Source organism: Simplicispira sp. GW247-4R2A (assembly GCF_059424465.1).
This window is the reverse complement of the sequence record NZ_JBWKZM010000012.1, coordinates 66,177-87,617: the sequence shown is the minus strand read 5'-3', so window position 1 is coordinate 87,617 and position 21,441 is coordinate 66,177. Positions and strand designations below refer to the sequence as shown.

The window sequence follows — 21,441 nt, the reverse complement described above, 5'->3', positions numbered from 1 at the left end:
TGCCCTGCAGCCGCATCATTTGAGCTCCAGCGGCGGGGTGGCGGAGAGCACTTCCTCCAGCGTGGTAAGGCCCTCGGCCACGCGCAGCGCACCGGCCAGGCGCAACGGGCGCATGCCATCGTTGACGGCCTGGCGGCGCAGGGCGGAAATCGATGGCTCCTTGTTCAGTTCGTGCTTGAACTTGTCGGTCACGCTGAGCAGTTCGTACAGGCCCATGCGCCCCCTGAAACCCGTCATGCGGCAATCCACACAGCCCACCGGCTTGAAAGGCCGGTAGTCGCCCGAGAGCTTCCAGGGCTTGACGGCCTCGGCCAGGGCCTCCTGCGAGGCGGCTTCGTCGGGCTGCTTGCACTGCTTGCACAGCGTGCGCACCAGGCGCTGCGCCAGCACACCCAGCAGCGTGGCGTGGATCAGGTAGCTGGGAACCCCCAGTTCCATCAAGCGCGTGATGGCGCTGGGCGCATCGTTGGTGTGCAGGGTGGAGAACACCAAATGCCCGGTGAGCGCCGCCTGCACCGCCATGTCGGCCGTGGGCAGGTCGCGGATTTCGCCCACCATGATGATGTCCGGGTCCTGGCGCATCAGGGCGCGCACACCTTCCGAGAAACTGAAATCGAGCTGCGGCTGCACCTGCGTCTGGTTGAAGCTGGGCTCGATCATTTCGATCGGGTCTTCCACCGTGCTGACGTTGACCGCTTCGGTGGCCACGCGCTTGAGCGTGGAATACAGCGTGGTCGTCTTGCCCGAACCCGTGGGCCCCGTCACCAGAATCACACCGTGCGGGCGTTTGATGAGATCTTCCCAGCGTTTGGCGTCGTGGGGGGTAAAGCCCAGGGCGTCGAGGTCTTTCACTGCTGTATCGGGGTCGAAGATGCGCATGACCATCTTCTCGCCAAAGGCGGTGGGCAGCGTCGCCAGGCGCATTTCGACTTCGTCGCCGCGCTGGTTGCGGGTTTTGATGCGGCCATCCTGCGGGCGGCGCTTTTCCACCACGTCCATGCGCCCGAGCAGTTTCACGCGCGCCACCATGGCGCTCATGACCCCCAGCGGCATCTGGTAGACCGGGTGCAGCACGCCGTCGATACGAAAGCGGATCACGCCCTGCTCGCGCCGGGGTTCGAGGTGGATGTCGCTGGCGCGCTGGTCAAAGGCGTACTGCCAGAGCCAGTCGACCACCTTGACCACGCCCTGGTCGTTGGCGTCGAGCTGCTTGTTGCTTTTGCCCAGTTCGACCAGTTGCTCGAAGTTGCTGGTGGCAGACTGTCCGCCCGACTTTTGCGCTGCGCGCACCGACTTGGCCAGGGCAAAAAACTCGACCGTATAGCGCTGGATGTCCAGCGGGTTGGTCAGCACGCGGCGCACCGGGCGGCGCGCCTGGCGCTCGACTTCGCCCACCCAGTCGGTAATGAAGGGTTCGGCCGTGGCCACGACCACTTCCTTGAGGGTCACCTGCACCGGCAGCACCTTGTGCCGCTCGGCGTAGCTGGCGCTCATGGTGTCGGCCACCTTGCCCACATCCACCTTGAGCGGGTCAATGCGCAGGTAGTCCAGGCCCACGCGCTGGGCCAGGTACTGCGTGAGCATTTCGATATCGAGCGGCTTGCCGTCGCTGGCGCGCGACATGGCCACGCTGTCGAGGCGCACCAGCGGGTGCTGGCTGCTCTCGGCCTGCGAGCAGCGCGCAATGGTGCGCGCGGCCTCCTCTTCGCTGATCACGCCATCGGCTCGCAGCCACTCGACAATGCGCCGCCATTGCAGCGGGCCGGCGGGGCGATCCGTCTTGGTGGCGTGCGTGGCAGCGTGGGTGGCGGCGTGCGTAGAGGTCATGGCCGTATTTTGCGGCAGGTCGGTCGGGGGTTTACAGCCGCACCGGCCGCAGCCCGCGCACCCAGCGCGCCGTCGGCAAGCCCCAGCGCTGCTGTACGTCGGCGCAACGCTCGGCCTGCTCACCGCGCTTGAAGCGCGTGGGCGTGCGCTGGGCCAGCACCACAGTGTTGCCCTCGCGCGTGGGCTTGAACGCCCAGAGCGCATCTTCGCCAAAAGCCAAAGCCATCTTCTCCAGGCTCTGCACAAAACTCGATCCGCGGCCAAACAAGTTGACGGTCATGCTGCCATCTTCGGTCAGCAGCGCGCGGCAGTCGGCGTAGAAGGCTTCGCTGTCGAGCACAGGGGCCGCAGCGTTGTCGTCGTACAAATCGACGGCCAGCCCATCCACCGTGCCCTGCCACATCGGGTTCTTGATCTCCTCGCCCGCATCGGCCAGCACCACGCGCAGCTTGGGGCCGTCGGGCGGCAGCTTGAACCAGGCACGGCACACGGCCAGCACCTGCGGATTGAGCTCGATGGCGGTGGTGCACAGGCGCAATTTCTTGTGGCAAAACTTGGTGATGGCGCCAGCCCCCAGGCCAAGCTGCATGGCGTGGCGCTCGCGCACGCTGGCCGGGTCAATGAACAGCAGCCAGGCCATCATGCGCTGGATGTATTCGAGTTCCAGGTCGAAGGGCGCGGCCATGCGCATGGAGCCCTGAATCCAGGGCGTCCCCAGGTGCAGGTGGCGCACATCGCCATCGTCGGAGACGCTGACTTCGGGCAGTGGGGCGGGGGCGGCGGAGCGGGATCGGGTGGAAACCATCGGACAAAAATAGTAGATCAGATCAGGCCGTGGGCGGCAAACACGCTGCCCCAGGCCGCGCATTTGCGCTCAAAGCTCCAGACGGCGTGGGCCGGACTGGTGGAAGGAAGGCGGTAGCTGGCCATTGTCGGCTTCTCGCCGCCCAGCCCGGCAAGCGCCGATTGCACCGCCTCCGCATGCCGCGCACTCTCGCCGCCATTGTGGGCGATGGCGGCCAGGCGCGGGCACAGCGCCGCAAGGCGTGAGAAATCGTTGCGCTGGCCGTGGCGGATGGCGGCGTCCAGGCTGCCGCTGCGTTCGCAGGCGGCGTACACATCCCACAGGCCCAGGCCCCGCGCCAGCAGCCAGGCGCAGCGCCCGGCGTAGTCGTGCGCGCCGGGCTGCGGGTGCTGCGGCCACAGCGCGGCCAACAGGGGCCAGAACTGGTTGCGCGGGTGGGCGTAGTACTGCTGGGACTGCAACGAGGCGACGCTGGGAAAGCTGCCCAGCACCAGCAGCACGGTGCCTGGCCCGACGACCGGCGCCAGGCCGGTGTGCAGCTGGGGCACGGGGTTTGGCGTACTTTTTGCTACTCTATTAATAGCTTTTAACGCTTTGCTCATAAGCGCTATAGGCCATTTTTCATTAAATTTTCCAGCTTAGGCAAGGCCGCTTGCGCATTGCGGCAAGTTTGCTCGGCCAGCGCCTGGGCTGTCTCGCCGCGAAGCTGGGCCAGCAATTGGGCGATGCGCGGCAGCTCGCCCGGCTCGTTGCGCGCCTGGGGCGCGCCGGCATCGCGCTCGGCGGCGCTGCGGTAGAGCCAGTGCGGCGGGATGTCGGGCGCGTCGGTCTCCATCACGATGGCTTCGGACGGCAGCGCCTGGGCCAGCCGGCGCACCTGCAGCGCACGGTCAAACGTGAGCGTGCCGCCAAAACCGAGCTTGAATCCCATGCCAACCAAGCGTCGGGCCTGCTGTGCGCTCCCATTGAAGGCATGGGCAATGCCACCCGGCACCGGCACCTCACGCAGCGCCTTGAGCACGCGGTCCACCGAGCGGCGCACATGCAGCAGCACGGGCAAATCAAAGCGCCGCGCCAGGCGCAGTTGCGCGCGCAGCAGGGCCTCCTGGTGGTCGGCATCGAGTTCGGGCACGAAATAGTCGAGCCCGATTTCACCCACAGCCACCAGCGCCGGGTCGCGCTGACCCGCGTCCAGCGCGCATTCGAGCGCCTGCAGATCGGCCTCGCCCGCACCGGGCGAGCACAGCGGGTGGATCCCCAGCGCGTAGCTGTCGCCGTAGCGATGCGCCAGACCCCGTACCGCTTCGAAGTTGTGCACGTCCACCGCCGGAATCACGATGTGGCCGACACCGCGCTCGCGGGCACGCTGGCGCACAGCATCGACGTCATGCGCGAACTCACGCGCGTCCAGGTGGCAGTGGGTGTCGATCCAGAGGGGCATCGCAAACATCATGCCGCAAGTGCCTGCAGCAGCTCCCTGGATATGCTGCTTTGGCGTACTCTCCGAGCGCATGTACCCTGTGTACACCCGATCACCATGTTTCACAGCCTTCTACTTTCCCTTGGGCGAGCGCTGGCACGCTATCTGTCGCAGCCGCACACCAGCATCCAGACCGGCATGCCCACGGACCGCGCAGCGCTCGCACAACAACTGCAACCGGGCGACGTGCTGCTCATAGAAGGCAACAGCCGTGTCTCCACCGTCATCAAGTACTTCACACAGTCCACCTGGTCGCATGCGGCATTCTTTGTCGGCCCGCAGCTCGGCGGGTTCAACGCGCTCGGTGAGCCGTATCTGCTCATCGAGGCGGACATGCTTGACGGTGTCTGCAAACGCCCCTTGTCGCATTACTACACCTACCCGACGCGTATCTGCCGTCCCATCGGCCTGAGTGCTACCGACCTGCAGCAAGTGCTGATGGAAATCACCAGCAAGCTGGGGGCGCAGTACGACCTACGGAATGTCTTCGACCTGGCACGCTACTTTTTGCCGGCCCTGCCAGTGCACGGGCTTTGGCGCCGGCGCCTGCTGGCCCTGGGCAGTGGCGACCCAACGCGTGCCATTTGTTCTTCGCTGATTGCCGAGGCGTTTCAAAGCGTTGGCTACCCCTTGCTGCCCACCATCACCGTGGATCGCCAGGAAGACCCGGAACGCCACCACGCGGTGACCGAGACCATTTTCCATATCCACGACCGCCGGCTGTTTGCGCCTCGCGATTTCGATGTCTCACCCTATTTCGAGATTGTCAAACCCACACTGACCGAGGATTTTGATTTCCACCAGATCCATTGGGGGTAGCCACCAGCACGATTGAAGGAGTGTTGGGAGGCCAGGCAGCCGACTTTTCTGCTGCCCCGAGTTGGGTGGACGGATATCCCGGCCTCCGCGCTTTGGCTCACCACGGAAAAATGAGCGCTACACCCTCAAGCGCCTTCCCCACCGTCCCCACCTCTACGGGCCGAAGGATTCAATCCGAAGCGTCCTGAAGCCGTCCCGCCACCAGCCGCAGCACCCGGTCGCAGCGCGCCGCCAGGGTTTCGTCGTGCGTCACCAGGACAAAGGCCGTGCCCTGCTCGCGCGCCAGTTGCAGCATGTGCTGGAACACGCCCTCGGCGGTGCTGCGGTCGAGGTTGCCGGTGGGCTCGTCGGCCAGCACGCAGGCGGGGCGCGTGACCAAGGCACGCGCAATCGCCACGCGCTGTCGCTCGCCGCCCGAGAGTTCGGCCGGGCGGTGCTGCACGCGCTCGCTCAGCCCTACCTGGGCCAGCATCTGCGCGGCCTGGCGCGTGCATTCCTCGTACGGCAGGCGGCGAATACGCAGCGGCATGGCGACGTTGTCGAGCGCGCTGAACTCGGGCAGCAAATGGTGGAACTGGTAGACGAAGCCCAGGTGCTGGTTGCGCAAAGCGCCCTGCTCGGCGGCAGAGCGCCGCGCCAGGTCCTGCCCTAGGAGCTGCACATTGCCGGACGTGGGCGCATCGAGCGCACCCATCAGGTGCAAGAGCGTGCTCTTGCCCGAGCCCGAGGCGCCCACGATCGCCAGCGTTTCGCCGGCGTACACATCAAGGTCCACACCTTGCAGCACGGTCACGTCCAGGCGCCCTTCGGTGAAGCGCTTGGTCAGACCACGGGCTTGCAAGACAACATCATTTTTCAAGCCTATCTGGCCTCCAGCGCTTGTACCATAAGCGCCAACAGCTATATTATTCATAGCGCAATGCCTCCGCAGGGTTGACGCGGCTGGCACGCCAGCTCGGGTACAGCGTGGCGACAAAGGCCAGCACCAGCGAGATCAGCGCGATCGGCACGATGTCGCTCTGCTGCGGGTCGCTCGGCATCTTGCTGATGAGGTAAATATCCTTGGGCAAAAAGCTCGCGTGCAGCAGGTGCTCGATGGCCGGCACGATCACGTCGATGTTGAAGGCGATCCCCAGGCCCAGCAGCAGGCCGGCCAAGGTGCCGATCACGCCCACCATGGCGCCCTGCACGACAAAAATTCCCATGATGCTGCGCGGGCTCGCGCCGAGCGTGCGCAGGATGGCGATGTCCGCGCGCTTGTCCTGCACCGTCATCACCAGGGTGGAGACGAGGTTGAACGCCGCCACCGCGACGATGAGCGTGAGGATGATGAACATCATGCGTTTTTCGACCTGCACCGCCGCGAACCAGGTGCGGTTCTGCTGTGTCCAGTCGCGAATCAGGAGGTTGCCGCTGAGCGTGCCGGCGAGTTGCTGCGCCACATCGCGCGCCTGGTGCAGGTCGGTGAGGCGCAGGCGCACGCCGGTCGGGCCCTCCAGCCGGAAGATGCGCTCGGCATCCTCGATGTGCAGCAGCACCAGCGTCGAGTCGTACTCGTAGTGGCCCGAGTTGAAAGTGCCCGCCACGGTCACCTGCTTGAGGCGCGGCACCACGCCCGCTGGCGTCACCTGGCCGGACGGCGCGATCAGCGTGACCAGATCGCCCACTTCCACACCCAAGTCGCGCGCCAGCTCAACGCCCAGCACCACCTTGAACGAGCCCGGCGTCAGCTTCGCGATCGCCGCCGCGTTGGTGCTGGCAAGGTCCGTCACCTCGGCTTCGTGCGCCGGGTCGATGCCGCGCACCAGGGCGCCTTTCATGTCTTCGCCACGCGCCAGCAGCGCCTGGGAGGAGACAAAGGGGGCCGCGCCAACCACCTGCGGATTGCGCCGCGCCTCCTGCATGGTGAGCTGCGGGTCGGCCATGGCCGCGCCGCCCGGTGCGAAGATTTCGATGTGCGAGACCACGCTGAGCATGCGGTCGCGCACCTCTTTCTGAAAGCCGTTCATCACCGAGAGCACGATGATCAGCGCCGCCACCCCGAGCGCAATGCCCAGCATGGACACACCCGAGATGAAGGAGATGAAGCCGTTGCGGCGCGTGGCACGGCCAGCACGCGTATAGCGCCAGCCGAGCGCCAGTTCGTAGAGCGTGCTATGCACTTTTACATACCCGCGAAAGCCGGGAAAAGGTCCGGCAACAAGACGCAGGACACGCCGCGGTATGGACACCGCAAGTGGCCTGCAACGCAGTGGCAGGGCCTTTTCCCGGCTTTCCCGAAGGGTTGGGCAGCCAGGCCAGCGCCCGCAGCGTTGCGCCGTTTGGCAAGGCGCGGGCCTTGCCTGCGCGTCGCGTCTTGCGCTCACTGGCCTGGCTGCCCAACGCGGGTATGTAAAAGTGCATAGCACGCTCTCGGATTTGCATGAGTGCGCGATTGTGCCCCGGCGCACAATCGCGGGCATGTCGGACACAACCCATTTGCTGCTGCCCTGGGCAGCCACCAGCTCACCGGGCAGCGCCCAGGCCTGGCAAGGCCTGGCGCTGCCGCAGCTCGAACGCCTGATCAGGCAACTCACCCCACTGGCTGCCGATGTGCAGGACGAAGAGTGCTTCTCGCCCCCGCACGAGCGCGCGCTCGGCCGCACGCTGGGCCTGGGCGACGCGGACGGGCGCATTGCCTTCGCCGCACTGCACGCCGCACAGACCGGCTTGGCCAACGCCGCCAAGCCGGGCGACGGCTGGGCCTTTGTCACCCCCTGCCACTGGCAGGTGCGCACCGACCACGTCACGCTCTCGGACCCGGCCGGCCTGGACCTCGGCGACGAAGAATCGCGCGCGCTGCTGGCGCTGATGGCGCCCTGGTTCGCGCAAGACGGCATGGCCCTGCACTACGAGCAGCCAGGGCGCTGGCTGGCGAGCGGCCCGCTGCTGGCCGAAGTGGCCACCGCCTCGCTCGACCGCGCGCTGCAGCGCGATGTGCGCGCCTGGCTGCCGCACGAAGCCGCCGCTGCACCCCTGCGCCGCCTGCACAGCGAAATGCAGATGCTGCTCTACACCCACGCACTCACCGACGCCCGCGAAGCGCGCGGCCTGCCGCCGGTCAACGCCTTCTGGCTGCATGGGTCGGGCGCCCTGCCTGCACCGCTGCCCGCCAGCCCACCCCCGCAAGTGGTGGAGTCGCTGCGCGGCCCCGCCCTGCGTGAAGATTGGGCTGCGTGGCGCAGCGCCTGGGAGGCGCTGGACGCTGGCGCCGTGGCACAACTGGCGGCGCGCGCGGCGCAAGGCCAGCCGGTGCAGATCACGCTGTGCGGCGAGCGCGGCGCGCTCTCGTGGCGCAGCGCACCGCGCAGCCTGGGACAGAAAATTTCAAGCCTTTTTGGCCGCCATCGCTTACCCCAATTGCGCGAGCAGCTATGAACATAGTAGCAAGGCAAGTGCCCCCACGCGCCGCCTGGGCGCTGGAGCAAGCGGGCGTGCACCCGCTGCTGGCACGCCTGTTTGCGGCGCGCGGTGTGCTGAGCCACGACGAGCTGGACGACGGCTTGGCGCGCCTGCTGCCGCCCGCCGGCCTCAAAGGCATCGCCGCCGCTGCCCGGCTGCTGGCCGACGCCATCGCCGCGCAGCAGCGCATCTGCATCGTCGCCGACTACGACTGCGACGGCGCCACCGCCTGCGCCGTGGCGCTGCGCGGCCTGCGTTTGCTGGGCGCAGAGCACGTGGACTACCTTGTGCCCGACCGTGTGGTAGACGGCTATGGCCTGACGGCGCCGATCGCCCGCCGCGTGAAGGAGCGTGGCGCGGACCTGCTCGTCACCGTGGACAACGGCATCGCCAGCGTCGAGGGCGTGGCCGAGGCCAAGGCGCTGGGGCTCGCGGTGCTGGTGACCGACCACCACCTGCCGGGCGAACAGCTCCCCATGGCCGACGCCATCGTCAACCCCAACCAGCCGGGCTGCGGCTTCGAGAGCAAGGCCCTGGCCGGCGTGGGCGTGATGTTTTACGTGCTGCTGGCGCTGCGCAGCGAACTGCGCGCGCGCGGAACCTTCGACAAGGCCACACAGCCGCGCCTTGAGCCGCTGCTGCCCCTCGTCGCCCTGGGCACCGTGGCCGACGTGGTGCGGCTGGACGCCAACAACCGGCGCCTGGTCGCGCAGGGCTTGAAGCGCATCCGCACGGGCTACGCGCCTGCTGGCATCACCGCGCTGTTTGCGGCAGCCGGGCGCAAGATAGACGCTGCCACGAGCTTGGATTTTGGCTTTGCCCTGGGCCCGCGCATCAACGCCGCGGGGCGCCTGTCGGACATGTCACTGGGTATTGAATGCCTGCTGACGGACGACGCAGGCCACGCGGCGCAACTTGCCGCCCAGCTCGACGCCATCAACCGCGAGCGCCGCGACATCGAGGGCGGCATGCGCGAGCAAGCGCTGCTGATGGCCGAGAACCTGTTTGAAGAAGGGGCCGAACCCCCGCCCGCCGTCAGCGTGTTCGACGCCGATTTCCACGAGGGCGTGGTCGGCATCGTCGCCTCGCGCATCAAGGACAAGCTGCACCGCCCCACTTTCGTGTTCGCCACCAGCGGCGCGCCGGGCGCAGAGGGCGAACTCAAGGGCTCGGGCCGCTCGATCGCCGGGTTTCATCTACGCGACGCGCTGGACCTGGTCGCCAAGCGCCACCCTGGCGTGCTGCTCAAGTTCGGCGGCCACGCCATGGCGGCGGGCTGCACGCTGGCGGCCGGTCAGTTCGCAGTGTTCGAGCAGGCGCTGGCGCAGGTGGCGCGCGAATGGCTGGACGCCGCTGCCCTGACGCGCCGCATCGACACCGACGGCACGCTGGCGAGCGAATACTGCCGCGCCGATCTGGTGGACACGCTGCACCGCGAAGTCTGGGGCCAGGGCTTTGCGCCGCCCACCTTCAGCGAAGAAGTGGAGGTGCTCAGCCAGCGGCTGGTGGGCGAAAAACACCTCTCGCTCAAGCTGCGCCACCAGGGCCGGCCGGTGGACGGTATCTGGTTTGGCCACACCGACCCACTGCCCGCCCGCGTGCTGCTGGCCTTTCGGCTCGACGTCAACGAATGGAAAGGCGAGCGAAAAGTGCAGTTTCTGGTGGAGGGGGCGCAGGTCTAGAAGCTTTCCCAGTCGCCTTCTGCCACAGCCGCAGCTTGGCGCTTGGCGGGCGCAGCGATGCGGGCCGCAGGGACAACGGGTGCGCGGTATGCGCCGGTTGCGGTGCCTGTTTTGGTTTTTTCCGGCCCAGCAACCGCAGCCCGTGCAGCAGGCGCGGCGCCCAGCTTGCGCGGGGCCGGGGCAGCTCGCAAAGCAGCAGGTCGGGCCGGCGCCGGCGCACTGCGGTGCAGCGGTGCGCCGGCGGGCGTCAGCGCCACAGCGCCCACGTTGAACACCGACACCACACCGGTCAGGTGCTGGGCCTGGTCGCGCAGCGCCGTCGCCGCGGCGGTGGACTGCTCCACCAAAGCCGCGTTTTGCTGCGTCATCTGGTCGAGCTGGGTCACGGCCTGGTTCACCTGGGCAATGCCGTCGCGCTGCTCGGTGGACGATGCCGTGATCTCGCCAATCAAATCGCTCACACGGTGCACGCTGGCAACGATTTCCTCCATGCTCTGGCCGGCCTCGGTTACTTGGCGCGAGCCCGTTTCGACATTCGCGACCGAAGTGCCAATGAGCTGCTTGATCTCCTTGGCCGCCTCGGCGCTGCGCCCGGCCAGGCTGCGCACTTCGGACGCCACGACGGCAAAACCGCGCCCCTGCTCGCCCGCCCGGGCCGCCTCGACGGCGGCATTGAGCGCCAGGATGTTGGTCTGAAAGGCGATCCCATCGATGACGCCGATGATGTCGGCAATCTTGCGCGCGCTCTGGCTAATTTCCTCCATGCTGCTGACGACCTGCCCCACCACTTCGCCGCCGCGCGTGGCGGCCTTGGCGGCGTTGGCGGCCAGCTGATTGGCCTGGCGCGCCGTATCGGCGGACTGCGTGACGGTAGTGGTGAGCTGCTCCATGCTGGCCGCAGTCTCCTGCAAATTGGAGGCCGATTGCTCGGTGCGGGCCGACAGGTCCTGGTTGCCAATGGCGATCTCGGACGACGCCAGCGAGACCGCCTCGACACCAGTGCGCACGTCGCCCACCACACTGCGCAATTTCTCGGTCATGCCCGAGAGCGCGCGCAGCATGTGGCCGAATTCGTCCTTGCGCGTGGGGTGCAGTTCGCGCGTGAGGTCGCCAGCGGCAATGGCGTCGATCAGCTCCCCCGCCTGGGCCAGCGGCACGGTGATGGAGCGCACCAGCTTCCAGGCCAGCAGCAGGAAAACGGCCATCAGTACAGTGGCTGCCACCAACCCCTGGATGGCGTAGGACGTACGCTGCAAGAGCGCCTCCGCCCGCACCGCAGCGCCATGCTGGCGCAGGGTCTCGACAAAGGCATCCTGGTCTTTGAGGTAGCCGGCGATCAGTGGCGCAAACTGATCATCGGCGAAGGCCTGCGTCGCCGCCACATCGCCCGCGCCCTTGAGATCCCAGGTCTTGGCGGTTGCCGCCAGCACCGCCTTGCGCGCGACAAGTACCTTGTCCACCGCCGCCTTTTCGTCCGGCGCAGTGGCCTCGGCAACGACCTTTTCCTGAAGCTTGTTGATGTCGCCAATGATGGCCTTGACCTTGGCGTTGTACTGCTCTGCCAGCACAGAGTCGGACGTCACCGCCGCACCCATGACCATGTTGACGGCAATTTCAGTGGCGCCGCGCCAGCGTACGGCTGTGGCGATCCGCTCGTCGATATGAACGACTTCGTCCATGGCGTTGACCATGGAAGTGTTGGCGCGGTATTGCTGAACGCCAGAAATCACCAGCATGGCGAGCATCAGCGCCAAAAAGGCACCCCAGAGCTTGCGCGAGACACTGACATTGTCGAGTTGCATATTTTTTCCGAAAAACTGTCAAACCACCACTGTCGTACACAACAGGGGCCATAGATACATTCGTTCACATTTTAACGAGCGAGGCGGCTGACGCTTGGGTTTACCCCTAGTGACCACCCGGCGAACACAAAACCGTAAGATGGTCGCAACTATGTACGCCAACGCCGACCTGCACTGCCACTCCGTCGTCTCTGACGGCACCCTCACGCCCGAGGTGCTGGCAGCGCGAGCGCACGCCAACGGCGTGGACCTGTGGGCCCTGACCGACCACGACGAAGTGGGCGGCCAGGCGCGCGCGCTTGCCGCCGCCCAGGCGCTGGGCATGGCCTATATCACCGGTGTCGAGATTTCCGTCACCTTTGCCGGCACCACGGTGCACATCGTCGGCCTGGGGTTCGATCCGACCAACCCGCAAATGGTGCAAGGCCTGGCCGCCACGCGCGGCGGGCGTCTGGAGCGGGCGCGCGACATGGCCGGGCAGCTGGCTGCGGTCGGCATTGCCGGTGCGTACGAGGGTGCGCTGCGCTATGTGGGCAACCCAGAACTGGTCTCGCGCACCCACTTCGCGCGCTTTCTGGTGGAAGCCGGCATCTGCCGCGACACTTCCGAGGTGTTCCGCAAATACCTGGTCGAAGGCAAACCCGGCTACGTGCCCCACCGCTGGGCTGCCCTCGGCGACGCGGTGCGCTGGATCACCGAAGCAGGCGGCGTGGCCGTCATTGCGCACCCGGCGCGCTACCGCTTCACGCCCAACGAAGAATTCGCCCTGTTCTCTGAATTCCAGCAGCACGGCGGGCGCGGCGTCGAGGTCGTCACCGGCAGCCATTCCGCCAGCGAGGCCGTGCGCTATGCTGACCTGGCGCGCGAACTCGGCCTGGCGGCATCGCGCGGCAGCGACTTCCACAGCCCCGACGAATCCCACACCGATCTGGGTATCCTGCCCCCCTTGCCGGCGGACCTGACGCCCGCCTGGGATCTGGTGGCGGCGCACATCCACCCAGGCCGCTGAATCCATTCCCCCTATTTTCCATGGCCCTGTATTTCGAAGTCCATCCCGACAACCCGCAGCCCCGTTTGATCAAACAGGCCACCGCCCTGCTGCAGCAAGGCGGCGTGCTGGCAGTTCCCACCGATTCCAGCTATGCCCTGGTCTGCCAGCTGGACGACAAGGCCGCCGTGGACCGCCTGCGCCGCATCCGCGGCGTGGACGACAAGCACCATCTGACGCTGTTGTGCCGCGACCTCTCGGAGCTGGCCAGCTACGCACGCGTGGACAATCGCCAGTACCGGCTGCTCAAGCTGGGCACGCCGGGGCCGTACACCTTCATCCTCGACGCCACCAAGGAAGTGCCGCGCCGCATCAGCCACCCCAGCCGCAAGACGATTGGTCTGCGCGTGCCCGAAGGCGCGGCACTGCAGGCGCTGCTGGAGCTGCACGGCGGGCCGCTGCTGGGCACCACCTTGATCGCACCGGGCGAAACGCAATCCATGAACGACGCCGAGGAAATCCTGGCCCGCTTTGACAAGCTGATCGACGGCGTGATCGATGCGGGTGCCTGCCCGTCGCAGCCCACCACGGTGCTGGACCTGACGCCCATGGAGCGCGGTGGCGACCCCGAAGTGGTCCGCGAGGGGCGCGGCAAGCTGGCAGCGCTTGGGCTCTGAATTTTATAAAAATAGGCCTATAGCGCTTATCCAATAAGCGCTTCAAGCTATTTATAAGATAGCAAAAAGACACCATCTGGCGCTACCAAATCGCGTCCCTGGCCACACTTTGGGGTGTGCGCAGCGCGCAATGCGCGGCATAAGAACGTATTTACGATCTCCCAGGGGCCTCCTGCGAGATCGTAAACACGTTCTAAGGGACAATGTGGCCGGTGAACTTTTCCAACACCCTCCAGACCGTCCTCATCTACGCACTGCCAGTGCTATTCGCCATCACGGTGCACGAGGCTGCCCACGGCTATGTGGCGCGGCACTTTGGCGACCCTACGGCGACGCGCCTGGGGCGCGTCACGCTCAATCCCTTCACGCACATTGATCCGGTCGGCACCATCCTGATGCCGCTGATCCTGTACTTCGCCACCTCGGGCGCCTTTCTGTTTGGCTACGCCAAGCCGGTGCCAGTGAATTTCGGCGCGCTGGGCAACCCCAAGCGCGACATGATCTGGGTGGCACTGGCGGGACCGGTGTCGAACTTCATCCAGGCCATTTTGTGGGCCCTGCTGCTGGTGGCATTGGTGGCCATGGGCGTGAACGAACGGTTCTTCATGGAAATGGCGCGTGCCGGCGTCCTGGTCAACCTCGTGATGTGGGCCTTCAATCTGTTTCCGCTGCCACCGCTCGATGGTGGGCGGGTTCTGGTGGGGCTGTTGCCCTGGAAGCAGGCACAAATGGTGTCGCGCGTCGAGCCCTGGGGCTTCTTCATCGTCATGGCGCTGGTGCTCGCTGGCGTCGTCGGCACGCTGTGGCTGACCCCGCTGATGTCGCTGGGCTACGCTGCCATCAACCTGCTGCTGTCGCCTCTTGTCGCCCTGCTGGGCTGAGCCTTTTTTGATTTTGATTTCGTCATGAGCACCACCCGTTTTCTCACCGGCATCACGACCACCGGCACACCGCACCTGGGCAATTTTGTTGGCTCGATCCGCCCGTCCGTCGCGGCCAGTCTGCGCCCCGGCGTGCAAAGTTTTTACTTTCTGGCCGACTACCACGCGCTCATCAAATGCGAAGACCCGGCGCGCATTCAGCGCTCGACGCTGGAGATCGCCGCAAGTTGGCTGGCTGCCGGGCTCAATCCTGAGAAAGTGATTTTTTACCGCCAGTCGGACATCCCCGAAATCCCCGAGCTGACCTGGCTGCTGACCTGCGTGACCGGCAAGGGCCTACTCAACCGCGCCCATGCCTACAAGGCCAGCGTGGACAAGAACCACGAAGCCGGCCGCGAGAGCGACGACGGCGTGACCGCCGGTCTCTTCATGTACCCGGTGCTGATGGCCGCCGACATTTTGATGTTCAAGGCGCACAAGGTGCCCGTGGGGCGCGACCAGGTGCAGCATATCGAGATGGCGCGCGACATGGGCGCGAGCTTCAACCACCTCTACGGCGAGCATTTCGTGCTGCCCGAGGCCGCCATTGACGAGCACGTCGCCACCCTGCCCGGCCTGGATGGCCGCAAGATGAGCAAGAGCTACGACAACACGATTCCACTATTTGCCAGCAAGGCGCAGCTGCAAAAGCTGATCCAGGGCATCGACACCGACTCGCGTGCGCCCGGGGAGCCCAAGGAGACCGAGGGCTCGGCCCTGTTCCAAATCTACCAGGCCTTCTCCACGCCCGACGAAACCGCCGCGCTGCGCCAGCAGTACGCCGATGGCATTGCCTGGGGCGAGGCCAAGGCCATGCTGCTCGAGCGCGTGGATTCGGTGGTGGCCCCGATGCGCGCCCAGTACGAGGCCCTGATGGCCGACCCGGCCCGCATCGAAGCCACGCTGCTGGCCGGCGCCGAGCGTGCCCGTGCACTGGCCACGCCCTTCCTGCGCGAACTGCGCAACGCCGTGGGTTTGCGCAGCCTGGCGCAGGCCAGCACGGCGGCCAAAGCCGCCAAAGTCGCCAAAATCGCCCTGCCCTCCTTCAAGCAGTACCGCGAGCAGGATGGCAAGTTCTATTTCAAGCTGGTGGACGCCGATGGGCGTTTGCTGCTGCAAAGCCTGGCATTTGATGCCCCCAAGGAGGCGGGCGCCGCCATTGGGCAGTTGCAAAAGGACCCCGCCGCTCTGGGTCAGCTTGCGAGCCGGCTGGACCCGCTCCCCGGAGTGACCGAGCAGGACGTGGCTGCGGCCCTGGCGCTGCTGCGGGAGTAGCTTCGTTTTTCATAGCTGCCAACGCAAGCCCGATAAGCGCTAGGAGCCAAAAATTATCCGAATTTCCGGCCTTCCATCTCACGGCCGACAGCGTCTGCAATTTTCTCGGGGCTGAGGGAGTGTTGTTCGCGCAGCTTCATGCGCCTGACCTTGCCAATCATGTCCATGGTGATCACCTTGTATCCTCGCTGAAAGTATCAGCAGGCCCGTGGAACACCCTGGTCATTGTGGATCGGCACTGTGCGGTCTAGCAGGTCAGTTCTGCAACGGCACCAACACTGGGGAGAAAGGGCGAAAAAAAACCAACCGGGAACGGTTGGTTTTTTGAATAGTGGTGGAGCTGGCGGGAATTGAACCCGCGTCCGCAAGCCTTTACCGGGCAGATCTACATGTTTAGCGGTCTGATTTAAGTCTCGCCACCGGCATCGCGCAGTCGCACGCTCTACCGGCCGCCAGCACCCTATTGTCTCGCCCCAACCCAAGGTACCCGGATCAGGGCCAGCCCATGTAATTATCCTTGCAGCCGGGAGGCACCGATTGCTCGATACCCCCTTGCCCAGCCCATCGGCCAACTGTTGCAAGGCTCACTGGCAATTAAGCAGCGAGTGCGAAACGTTCGTCGTTTGCAGTTAGTTTTTTGAATGCAGATTTACGAGCGCCAATCAAGCTCGACATGCACCACGCCGATTCCGAACCCACGTCGAAACCAGGGCAGCCCCAAACCCCCTATATTAAGCGGGAAGACAGGAATTGCAAGAGCTGCGCAGGCGAATTAATTTCTGCGTCGGCACCCCAGGCCCTGACCGATGCAGTGGCGCCAAGATAGCCATAGTTGGCGGCCACGGTGGGCATGCCTGCTGCCCGTCCTGCCACGATGTCGCGCTCGTCGTCCCCCACATAAATACACTGGCCTGGAGCGACCCTCAGGCGCCGCGCAGCCTCGAACAGGGGCTCTGGATGCGGCTTCGCGTGCAGCGTGGTGTCGCCGCTGATGGCGACAGCACAGTTCGCGAAAACCGGCAGGGTGCGCAGCAGCGGCTCGGTGAAACGCGCCGCCTTGTTGGTCACAATACCCCAAAGAAAGCCACGCGCCGTGAGGGTAGCCAGCAGCTCGACCACCTCGTCGAATGCTGCCGTATGGTTGAACATGCACGCCGTGTAATTGGCAAAGAACTCTTCGCGCAGCAAGTCAAAGTCTGGATCTCCGGGCCCAATGCCAAACGCCACACCCAGCATGCCGCGTGCGCCGGCGCCTGCCATGGCACGGTAATCAGCAAGCGGCAGCGGCTCCAGGCCACGGTCGGTACGCATCTTGTCGGCAGCATGGCCAAGGTCGGTAGCGCTATCGATGAGCGTTCCGTCCAGATCAAACAGAACAGCGCGGACACCTTCAAACATCGGAAGGCAGTCGCTGCGCCGCCACCAGGTAGTTCACGCTGGTGTTTTGGCTAAGCCAATAGCGCCCAGTGAGCGGGTTATGCTCCAGTCCCCTCGTATGGGCAATGTCCAAACCAGCGTCGCGGCAGCTTTTTGCCAGCTCACTGGGGCGGATCAGACGCGCATATTCATGGGTACCACGGGGCAACAGCTTCAGCAGGTATTCGGCCCCCAGAATGGCAAATGCAAACGCCTTGGCGTTGCGGTTGATGGTGGAGAAAAACACCCAACCACCTGGCCGCACCAATTGGGCACAAGCACGGACAATGGAGTCCGGGTCAGGGACATGCTCCAGCATTTCCATGCAGGTGACGGTGTCGAAGCCCGCCGGCTGCTCCTGCGCCAGGGCCTCGGCGCTGATCTCCCGGTAGCTTACGCGGGGGGTCTCAGCTTCCAGAGCGTGCAACTGGGCGACTTTGAGGGACTTGGTAGCCAGGTCGATGCCCAGCACCTGGGCACCCTTGCGCGCCATGGCGTCCGCGAGAATGCCACCACCGCACCCGACATCAAGCACCTGCTTGCCCGAAAGGGGGGCGATGGAATCGACCCACGCCAGGCGCAAGGGGTTTATTTCGTGCAGCGGACGAAACTCGCTGTCCTTGTCCCACCAGCGATGGGCGAGATCGGAAAACTTGGCCAGTTCGGCAGGGTCAACGTTGGCGGTATTCGTCATTTCAGCGATCGATGGCAAAAGCATGGAAGCAAAAAACCATGAAAAAAGCCCCGTTGCCGGGGCTTTTTTATCAGCAATCAAAGATTACTGGGCAGCGCGGGTACCGACCACTTCGATCTCTACGCGGCGGTTCTTGGCGCGACCTTCTTTGGTCTTGTTATCGGCCACAGGCTGCTTCTCGCCCTTGCCTTCGGTGTAGACGCGGCTCTTTTCGATACCCTTGGACACCAGATAGGCCTTGACGGCTTCAGCGCGGCGAACCGACAGCTTCTGGTTGTAGGCGTCGGTACCGATAGAGTCGGTGTGGCCCACGGCAATGATCACTTCAAGGTTGATGCCTTGAACCTTGGAAACCAGATCATTCAGCTTGGCCTTGCCTGCGGGCTTCAGAACCGACTTGTCAAAGTCGAAGAAGGCATCGGCAGCATAGGTGACCTTGCTCGAAGTAGCCACTGCGGGGGCAGGAGCGGGAGCAGGAGCGGGAGCAGCTGCAGGTGCCGGTGCCGGTGCAGCGGCTACGGGAGCAGCCAGAGCGCCGTCGCAGCCAGGAGCTGCCGTAGCAGGGGTCCAGTTGGCATCGCGCCAGCACAGTTCGTTGGTGCCGTTCTTCCAGACCAGTTCATTGGTACCGTTTTTCCAGTTATCAACAGTCTGGGCACCAGCGGCGGTAGCAAGCGCTGCAGAGGCCAACAACATCGCCACTTTGTTCAGTTTATTCATGGTTCTCCTCTTGGGGGCAAAGGCCGCAGCAGCGCTGCGAATCAAGGACGTTATTCGGTGACCACCACCAAAAACGTTGACCGAATTGTGCCATACGTAACAGGGGAGAGTGGCCCCACATACCGCTCAGACCGTAGGACAAAAGCGCTTGAAAGCTTAAACGTTGCTCTACAGCTACAAAGCCTTGCGCCTAAAATGCCCGATTCCGGCCGTTTTGTACCTTATCCATGACCCAGTTCGCCAAAGAAACTCTCCCGATCAGCCTCGAAGAGGAAATGCGGCGCAGCTATCTGGATTACGCCATGAGCGTGATCGTGGGACGGGCGCTTCCCGATGCGCGAGACGGCCTCAAACCCGTGCATCGGCGCGTGCTGTTCGCCATGCACGAGCTCAACAACGACTGGAATCGGCCCTACAAGAAATCTGCCCGCATCGTCGGCGACGTGATCGGCAAATACCACCCGCACGGCGACAGCGCGGTGTACGACACCATCGTTCGCATGGCGCAGGATTTTTCCCTGCGCCATATGCTGGTGGACGGTCAAGGCAACTTCGGCTCGGTGGACGGCGACAACGCCGCCGCCATGCGGTACACGGAAATCCGCCTGGCCAAGATTGCCCACGAGATGCTGGGCGACATCGACAAGGAAACCGTCGATTTCGGCCCAAACTACGACGGCAGCGAGAAAGAACCTCTGGTGCTGCCTAGCAAGCTGCCCAACCTGCTGGTCAATGGCTCGTCGGGCATTGCAGTGGGTATGGCGACCAATATTCCGCCGCACAACCTGAACGAAGTGGTGGACGCCTGCCTGCACCTGCTGCACCACCCGGAGGCCTCGATCGACGACCTGATGGAGATCATCCCGGCACCTGATTTCCCTACCGCCGGCATCATTTACGGCATCAATGGCGTCAAGGACGGCTACCGCACCGGGCGCGGCAAGGTGGTGATGCGCGCGCGCTGCCACTTTGAAGACATCGACCGGGGCCAGCGCCAGTCCATCATCGTGGATGAGCTGCCCTACCAGGTCAACAAGAAGACGCTGCAGGAGCGCATGGCCGAGCTGGTGCACGAGAAGAAGATTGAAGGCATCAGCCACATCCAGGACGAGTCCGACAAATCGGGCATGCGCCTGGTGATCGAGCTCAAGCGCGGCGAAGTCCCCGAGGTGGTGCTGAACAACCTGTACAAGCAGACGCAGCTGCAGGACACCTTTGGCATGAACATGGTGGCGCTGATCGACGGCCAGCCGCGCTTGTGCAATCTCAAGGACCTGGTCAGCGTCTTCTTGCAGCACCGCCGCGAGGTGGTCACCCGGCGCACGGTGTTCGAACTGCGCAAGGCGCGCGACCGCGGCCATGTGCTCGAAGGCCTGGCCGTGGCGCTGGCCAACATCGACGATTTCATTGCCATCATTCGCAGCGCCCCCACGCCACCGGTTGCCAAAACCGAACTGATGGCGCGCTCCTGGGACAGCAAGCTGGTGCGCGAAATGCTCACCCGCACGCGCACCGATGGCGGCGTCATCAATGCCGACGACTACCGTCCCGAGGGGCTGGACAGGGAATTCGGCATGGGCCAGGACGGCCTGTACCGCCTGTCGGACACCCAGGCACAAGAAATTTTGCAGATGCGCCTGCAGCGCCTCACCGGGCTGGAGCAAGACAAGATCGTCGCCGAGTACAAGGACATCATGGCGGTCATCGAAGACCTGCTGGACATCCTGGCCACGCCCGAGCGCGTCTCGACCATCATTGGCGACGAACTGACTGCCATCAAGCAGGAGTTCGGCCAAACCAAGCTCGGCGCGCGCCGCAGCCTGGTCGAATACAGCGCGCAAGACCTGTCCACCGAAGACCTGATCACACCCACCGACATGGTGGTCACGCTCAGCCACACGGGCTACATCAAGAGCCAGCCGCTGTCCGAATACCGCGCGCAAAAGCGCGGCGGGCGCGGCAAACAGGCCACGGCGACCAAGGAAGACGACTGGATCGACCAGCTCTTCATCGCCAACACGCACGACTACATCCTGTGCTTCTCCAACCGTGGCCGCCTGTACTGGCTCAAGGTCTGGGAAGTGCCTGCCGGCTCGCGCGGTTCGCGCGGGCGGCCCATCGTCAACATGTTCCCGCTGGTCGAGGGAGAGAAGATCAACGTCGTGCTGCCGCTCACCGGCACCATGCGCACCTTCCCTGCTGACCACTATGTGTTCATGGCAACCAGCATGGGCACGGTCAAGAAAACCGCGCTCGACGATTTCTCCAACCCCCGCAAGGGCGGCATCATTGCCGTCAACCTCGACGAAGGCGACTACCTCATTGGCGCCGCACTGACCGACGGCCAGCACGACGTCATGCTGTTCTCTGATGGCGGCAAGGCGGTGCGCTTCGACGAGAACGATGTCCGCCCCTTGGGTCGCCAGGCACGTGGCGTGCGCGGCATGACGCTCGAAGAAGGCCAGAGCGTGATTGCCATGCTGGTCGCCGAAGACGAGACGCAAAGCGTGCTGACCGCCACCGAGAACGGCTACGGCAAGCGCACCGGCATTACCGAGTACACGCGCCACGGCCGTGGCACCAAGGGCATGATCGCCATCTCGCAAAGCGAGCGCAATGGCAAGGTCGTCGCCGCCACACTGGTGCGGGGGCACGACGAAATCATGCTCATCACCGACAAGGGCGTGCTGGTGCGCACCCGCGTCAGCGAAATCCGCGAACTGGGCCGGGCGACGCAGGGCGTCACACTGATCGCCCTGGACGAAGGCGCCCAACTCATCGGCCTGCAACGCATCGTGGAAAACGACGCCCAAGGCGCTGATGGTGCAGACGGTGATGCACCGGGGACAGAGCCCGAAGCAGGAGCGGAGTAACGCAGGGCCGCCAGCCCCCGTT

General features: G+C 64.9%; 20 protein-coding genes and 1 other RNA gene. 9 read left to right on the top strand and 12 right to left on the bottom strand.

The features are described from left to right. Positions 1 to 15: 15 nt before the first annotated feature. From tfpB to AC07ZH_RS10115, 4 genes are read right to left on the bottom strand one after another with little or no spacing between them, the layout of a single operon-like run. Positions 16 to 1,827, bottom strand: coding sequence for a type IV pilus assembly ATPase TfpB (gene tfpB, locus AC07ZH_RS10130; RefSeq protein WP_495199613.1), 1,812 nt, complete (start codon positions 1,825 to 1,827; stop codon positions 16 to 18). A 31-nt stretch (positions 1,828 to 1,858) separates the two neighbouring features. After that, a complete protein-coding gene (locus tag AC07ZH_RS10125; protein ID WP_495199612.1) occupies positions 1,859 to 2,632 on the bottom strand; it encodes a class I SAM-dependent methyltransferase in 774 nt (257 codons plus the stop codon). 17 nt (positions 2,633 to 2,649) lie between these two features. Further along, positions 2,650 to 3,234: a DNA-deoxyinosine glycosylase gene (locus AC07ZH_RS10120; protein WP_495199611.1), complete on the bottom strand. Its 585-nt coding sequence runs from the start codon at positions 3,232 to 3,234 to the stop codon at positions 2,650 to 2,652. 5 nt (positions 3,235 to 3,239) lie between these two features. After that, entirely contained in the window at positions 3,240 to 4,073 is an 834-nt protein-coding gene (locus AC07ZH_RS10115; RefSeq protein ID WP_495199641.1) for a TatD family hydrolase, read from the bottom strand. 96 nt (positions 4,074 to 4,169) lie between these two features. Here AC07ZH_RS10115 and AC07ZH_RS10110 point away from each other — a divergent pair, with 96 nt between their 5' ends. Beyond that, a complete protein-coding gene (locus AC07ZH_RS10110) occupies positions 4,170 to 4,931 on the top strand; it encodes a lipo-like protein (protein ID WP_119108222.1) in 762 nt (253 codons plus the stop codon). Between the two features lie 169 nt (positions 4,932 to 5,100). Here the strand turns inward: AC07ZH_RS10110 and lolD are convergent, their stop codons facing one another. Continuing rightward, on the bottom strand, positions 5,101 to 5,790 hold the full coding sequence (lolD, locus tag AC07ZH_RS10105) for a lipoprotein-releasing ABC transporter ATP-binding protein LolD (protein WP_245960501.1): 690 nt from the start codon (positions 5,788 to 5,790) through the stop codon (positions 5,101 to 5,103). Here lolD and AC07ZH_RS10100 point away from each other — a divergent pair. Then, positions 5,767 to 5,868 (top strand): DUF1010 domain-containing protein, encoded by a 102-nt coding sequence (locus AC07ZH_RS10100; RefSeq protein ID WP_495199610.1) that lies wholly within the window; start codon positions 5,767 to 5,769, stop codon positions 5,866 to 5,868. The genes lolD and AC07ZH_RS10100 overlap by 24 nt on opposite strands. Here the strand turns inward: AC07ZH_RS10100 and AC07ZH_RS10095 are convergent. Then, a complete protein-coding gene (locus AC07ZH_RS10095; RefSeq protein WP_495199609.1) occupies positions 5,837 to 7,093 on the bottom strand; it encodes a lipoprotein-releasing ABC transporter permease subunit in 1,257 nt (418 codons plus the stop codon). The genes AC07ZH_RS10100 and AC07ZH_RS10095 overlap by 32 nt on opposite strands. A 298-nt stretch (positions 7,094 to 7,391) precedes the next feature. Between AC07ZH_RS10095 and AC07ZH_RS10090 the strand changes: the two genes are divergently transcribed. Further along, positions 7,392 to 8,348 carry a phosphoglycerate mutase gene (locus AC07ZH_RS10090; RefSeq protein WP_495199608.1) on the top strand — a complete coding sequence of 319 codons (957 nt, stop codon included), beginning with the start codon at positions 7,392 to 7,394 and terminating at the stop codon, positions 8,346 to 8,348. Then, entirely contained in the window at positions 8,345 to 10,054 is a 1,710-nt protein-coding gene (gene recJ, locus AC07ZH_RS10085; protein ID WP_495199607.1) for a single-stranded-DNA-specific exonuclease RecJ, read from the top strand. Before AC07ZH_RS10090 ends, recJ begins: the two co-directional genes overlap by 4 nt. Here the strand turns inward: recJ and AC07ZH_RS10080 are convergent. Then, entirely contained in the window at positions 10,051 to 11,856 is a 1,806-nt protein-coding gene (locus tag AC07ZH_RS10080; protein WP_495199606.1) for a methyl-accepting chemotaxis protein, read from the bottom strand. The genes recJ and AC07ZH_RS10080 overlap by 4 nt on opposite strands. A 151-nt stretch (positions 11,857 to 12,007) precedes the next feature. Between AC07ZH_RS10080 and AC07ZH_RS10075 the strand changes: the two genes are divergently transcribed. The 4 genes from AC07ZH_RS10075 (at position 12,008) to AC07ZH_RS10060 (ending at position 15,716) form a co-directional block, all read left to right on the top strand. Continuing rightward, complete coding sequence (locus AC07ZH_RS10075; RefSeq protein WP_495199605.1) at positions 12,008 to 12,865, top strand: 3',5'-nucleoside bisphosphate phosphatase; 858 nt, start codon at positions 12,008 to 12,010, stop codon at positions 12,863 to 12,865. 20 nt (positions 12,866 to 12,885) lie between these two features. Beyond that, complete coding sequence (locus AC07ZH_RS10070) at positions 12,886 to 13,521, top strand: L-threonylcarbamoyladenylate synthase (RefSeq protein ID WP_495199604.1); 636 nt, start codon at positions 12,886 to 12,888, stop codon at positions 13,519 to 13,521. Between the two features lie 212 nt (positions 13,522 to 13,733). Continuing rightward, entirely contained in the window at positions 13,734 to 14,402 is a 669-nt protein-coding gene (locus tag AC07ZH_RS10065) for a site-2 protease family protein (RefSeq protein WP_495199603.1), read from the top strand. Positions 14,403 to 14,426: 24 nt separating this feature from the next. After that, positions 14,427 to 15,716, top strand: coding sequence for a tryptophan--tRNA ligase (locus AC07ZH_RS10060; RefSeq protein WP_495199602.1), 1,290 nt, complete (start codon positions 14,427 to 14,429; stop codon positions 15,714 to 15,716). Between the two features lie 53 nt (positions 15,717 to 15,769). On the opposite strand, the gene AC07ZH_RS10055 is transcribed toward AC07ZH_RS10060, so the two are convergent. The 5 genes from AC07ZH_RS10055 to ompA form a co-directional block, all read right to left on the bottom strand. Next, positions 15,770 to 15,892 carry a hypothetical protein gene (locus AC07ZH_RS10055; protein ID WP_495199601.1) on the bottom strand — a complete coding sequence of 41 codons (123 nt, stop codon included), beginning with the start codon at positions 15,890 to 15,892 and terminating at the stop codon, positions 15,770 to 15,772. Positions 15,893 to 16,048: 156 nt separating this feature from the next. After that, positions 16,049 to 16,435: a transfer-messenger RNA gene (gene ssrA / locus AC07ZH_RS10050) on the bottom strand. A 7-nt stretch (positions 16,436 to 16,442) separates the two neighbouring features. Beyond that, a complete protein-coding gene (locus AC07ZH_RS10045; RefSeq protein ID WP_119108232.1) occupies positions 16,443 to 17,114 on the bottom strand; it encodes an HAD family hydrolase in 672 nt (223 codons plus the stop codon). Beyond that, on the bottom strand, positions 17,107 to 17,826 hold the full coding sequence (gene ubiG / locus AC07ZH_RS10040; RefSeq protein ID WP_495199640.1) for a bifunctional 2-polyprenyl-6-hydroxyphenol methylase/3-demethylubiquinol 3-O-methyltransferase UbiG: 720 nt from the start codon (positions 17,824 to 17,826) through the stop codon (positions 17,107 to 17,109). Before ubiG ends, AC07ZH_RS10045 begins: the two co-directional genes overlap by 8 nt. An 84-nt stretch (positions 17,827 to 17,910) precedes the next feature. Further along, positions 17,911 to 18,546 (bottom strand): outer membrane protein OmpA, encoded by a 636-nt coding sequence (gene ompA, locus AC07ZH_RS10035; RefSeq protein ID WP_119108234.1) that lies wholly within the window; start codon positions 18,544 to 18,546, stop codon positions 17,911 to 17,913. A 227-nt stretch (positions 18,547 to 18,773) separates the two neighbouring features. On the opposite strand from ompA, the gene gyrA reads away from it, so the two are divergent. Then, positions 18,774 to 21,419 carry a DNA gyrase subunit A gene (gene gyrA, locus AC07ZH_RS10030; protein WP_495199600.1) on the top strand — a complete coding sequence of 882 codons (2,646 nt, stop codon included), beginning with the start codon at positions 18,774 to 18,776 and terminating at the stop codon, positions 21,417 to 21,419. The last annotated feature ends 22 nt before the right edge of the window (positions 21,420 to 21,441 follow it).

Bases quoted from the DNA above. Each gene is read 5' to 3' on its own strand.
- tfpB (WP_495199613.1), bottom strand. From the start codon at position 1,827: ATGACCTCTACGCACGCCGCCACCCACGCTGCCACGCACGCCACCAAG.
- AC07ZH_RS10125 (WP_495199612.1), bottom strand. From the start codon at position 2,632: ATGGTTTCCACCCGATCCCGCTCCGCCGCCCCCGCCCCACTGCCCGAA.
- AC07ZH_RS10120 (WP_495199611.1), bottom strand. From the start codon at position 3,234: ATGAGCAAAGCGTTAAAAGCTATTAATAGAGTAGCAAAAAGTACGCCA.
- AC07ZH_RS10115 (WP_495199641.1), bottom strand. From the start codon at position 4,073: ATGCCCCTCTGGATCGACACCCACTGCCACCTGGACGCGCGTGAGTTC.
- AC07ZH_RS10110 (WP_119108222.1), top strand. From the start codon at position 4,170: ATGTTTCACAGCCTTCTACTTTCCCTTGGGCGAGCGCTGGCACGCTAT.
- AC07ZH_RS10090 (WP_495199608.1), top strand. From the start codon at position 7,392: ATGTCGGACACAACCCATTTGCTGCTGCCCTGGGCAGCCACCAGCTCA.
- recJ (WP_495199607.1), top strand. From the start codon at position 8,345: ATGAACATAGTAGCAAGGCAAGTGCCCCCACGCGCCGCCTGGGCGCTG.
- AC07ZH_RS10080 (WP_495199606.1), bottom strand. From the start codon at position 11,856: ATGCAACTCGACAATGTCAGTGTCTCGCGCAAGCTCTGGGGTGCCTTT.
- AC07ZH_RS10075 (WP_495199605.1), top strand. From the start codon at position 12,008: ATGTACGCCAACGCCGACCTGCACTGCCACTCCGTCGTCTCTGACGGC.
- AC07ZH_RS10070 (WP_495199604.1), top strand. From the start codon at position 12,886: ATGGCCCTGTATTTCGAAGTCCATCCCGACAACCCGCAGCCCCGTTTG.
- AC07ZH_RS10060 (WP_495199602.1), top strand. From the start codon at position 14,427: ATGAGCACCACCCGTTTTCTCACCGGCATCACGACCACCGGCACACCG.
- AC07ZH_RS10045 (WP_119108232.1), bottom strand. From the start codon at position 17,114: ATGTTTGAAGGTGTCCGCGCTGTTCTGTTTGATCTGGACGGAACGCTC.
- ubiG (WP_495199640.1), bottom strand. From the start codon at position 17,826: ATGACGAATACCGCCAACGTTGACCCTGCCGAACTGGCCAAGTTTTCC.
- ompA (WP_119108234.1), bottom strand. From the start codon at position 18,546: ATGAATAAACTGAACAAAGTGGCGATGTTGTTGGCCTCTGCAGCGCTT.
- gyrA (WP_495199600.1), top strand. From the start codon at position 18,774: ATGACCCAGTTCGCCAAAGAAACTCTCCCGATCAGCCTCGAAGAGGAA.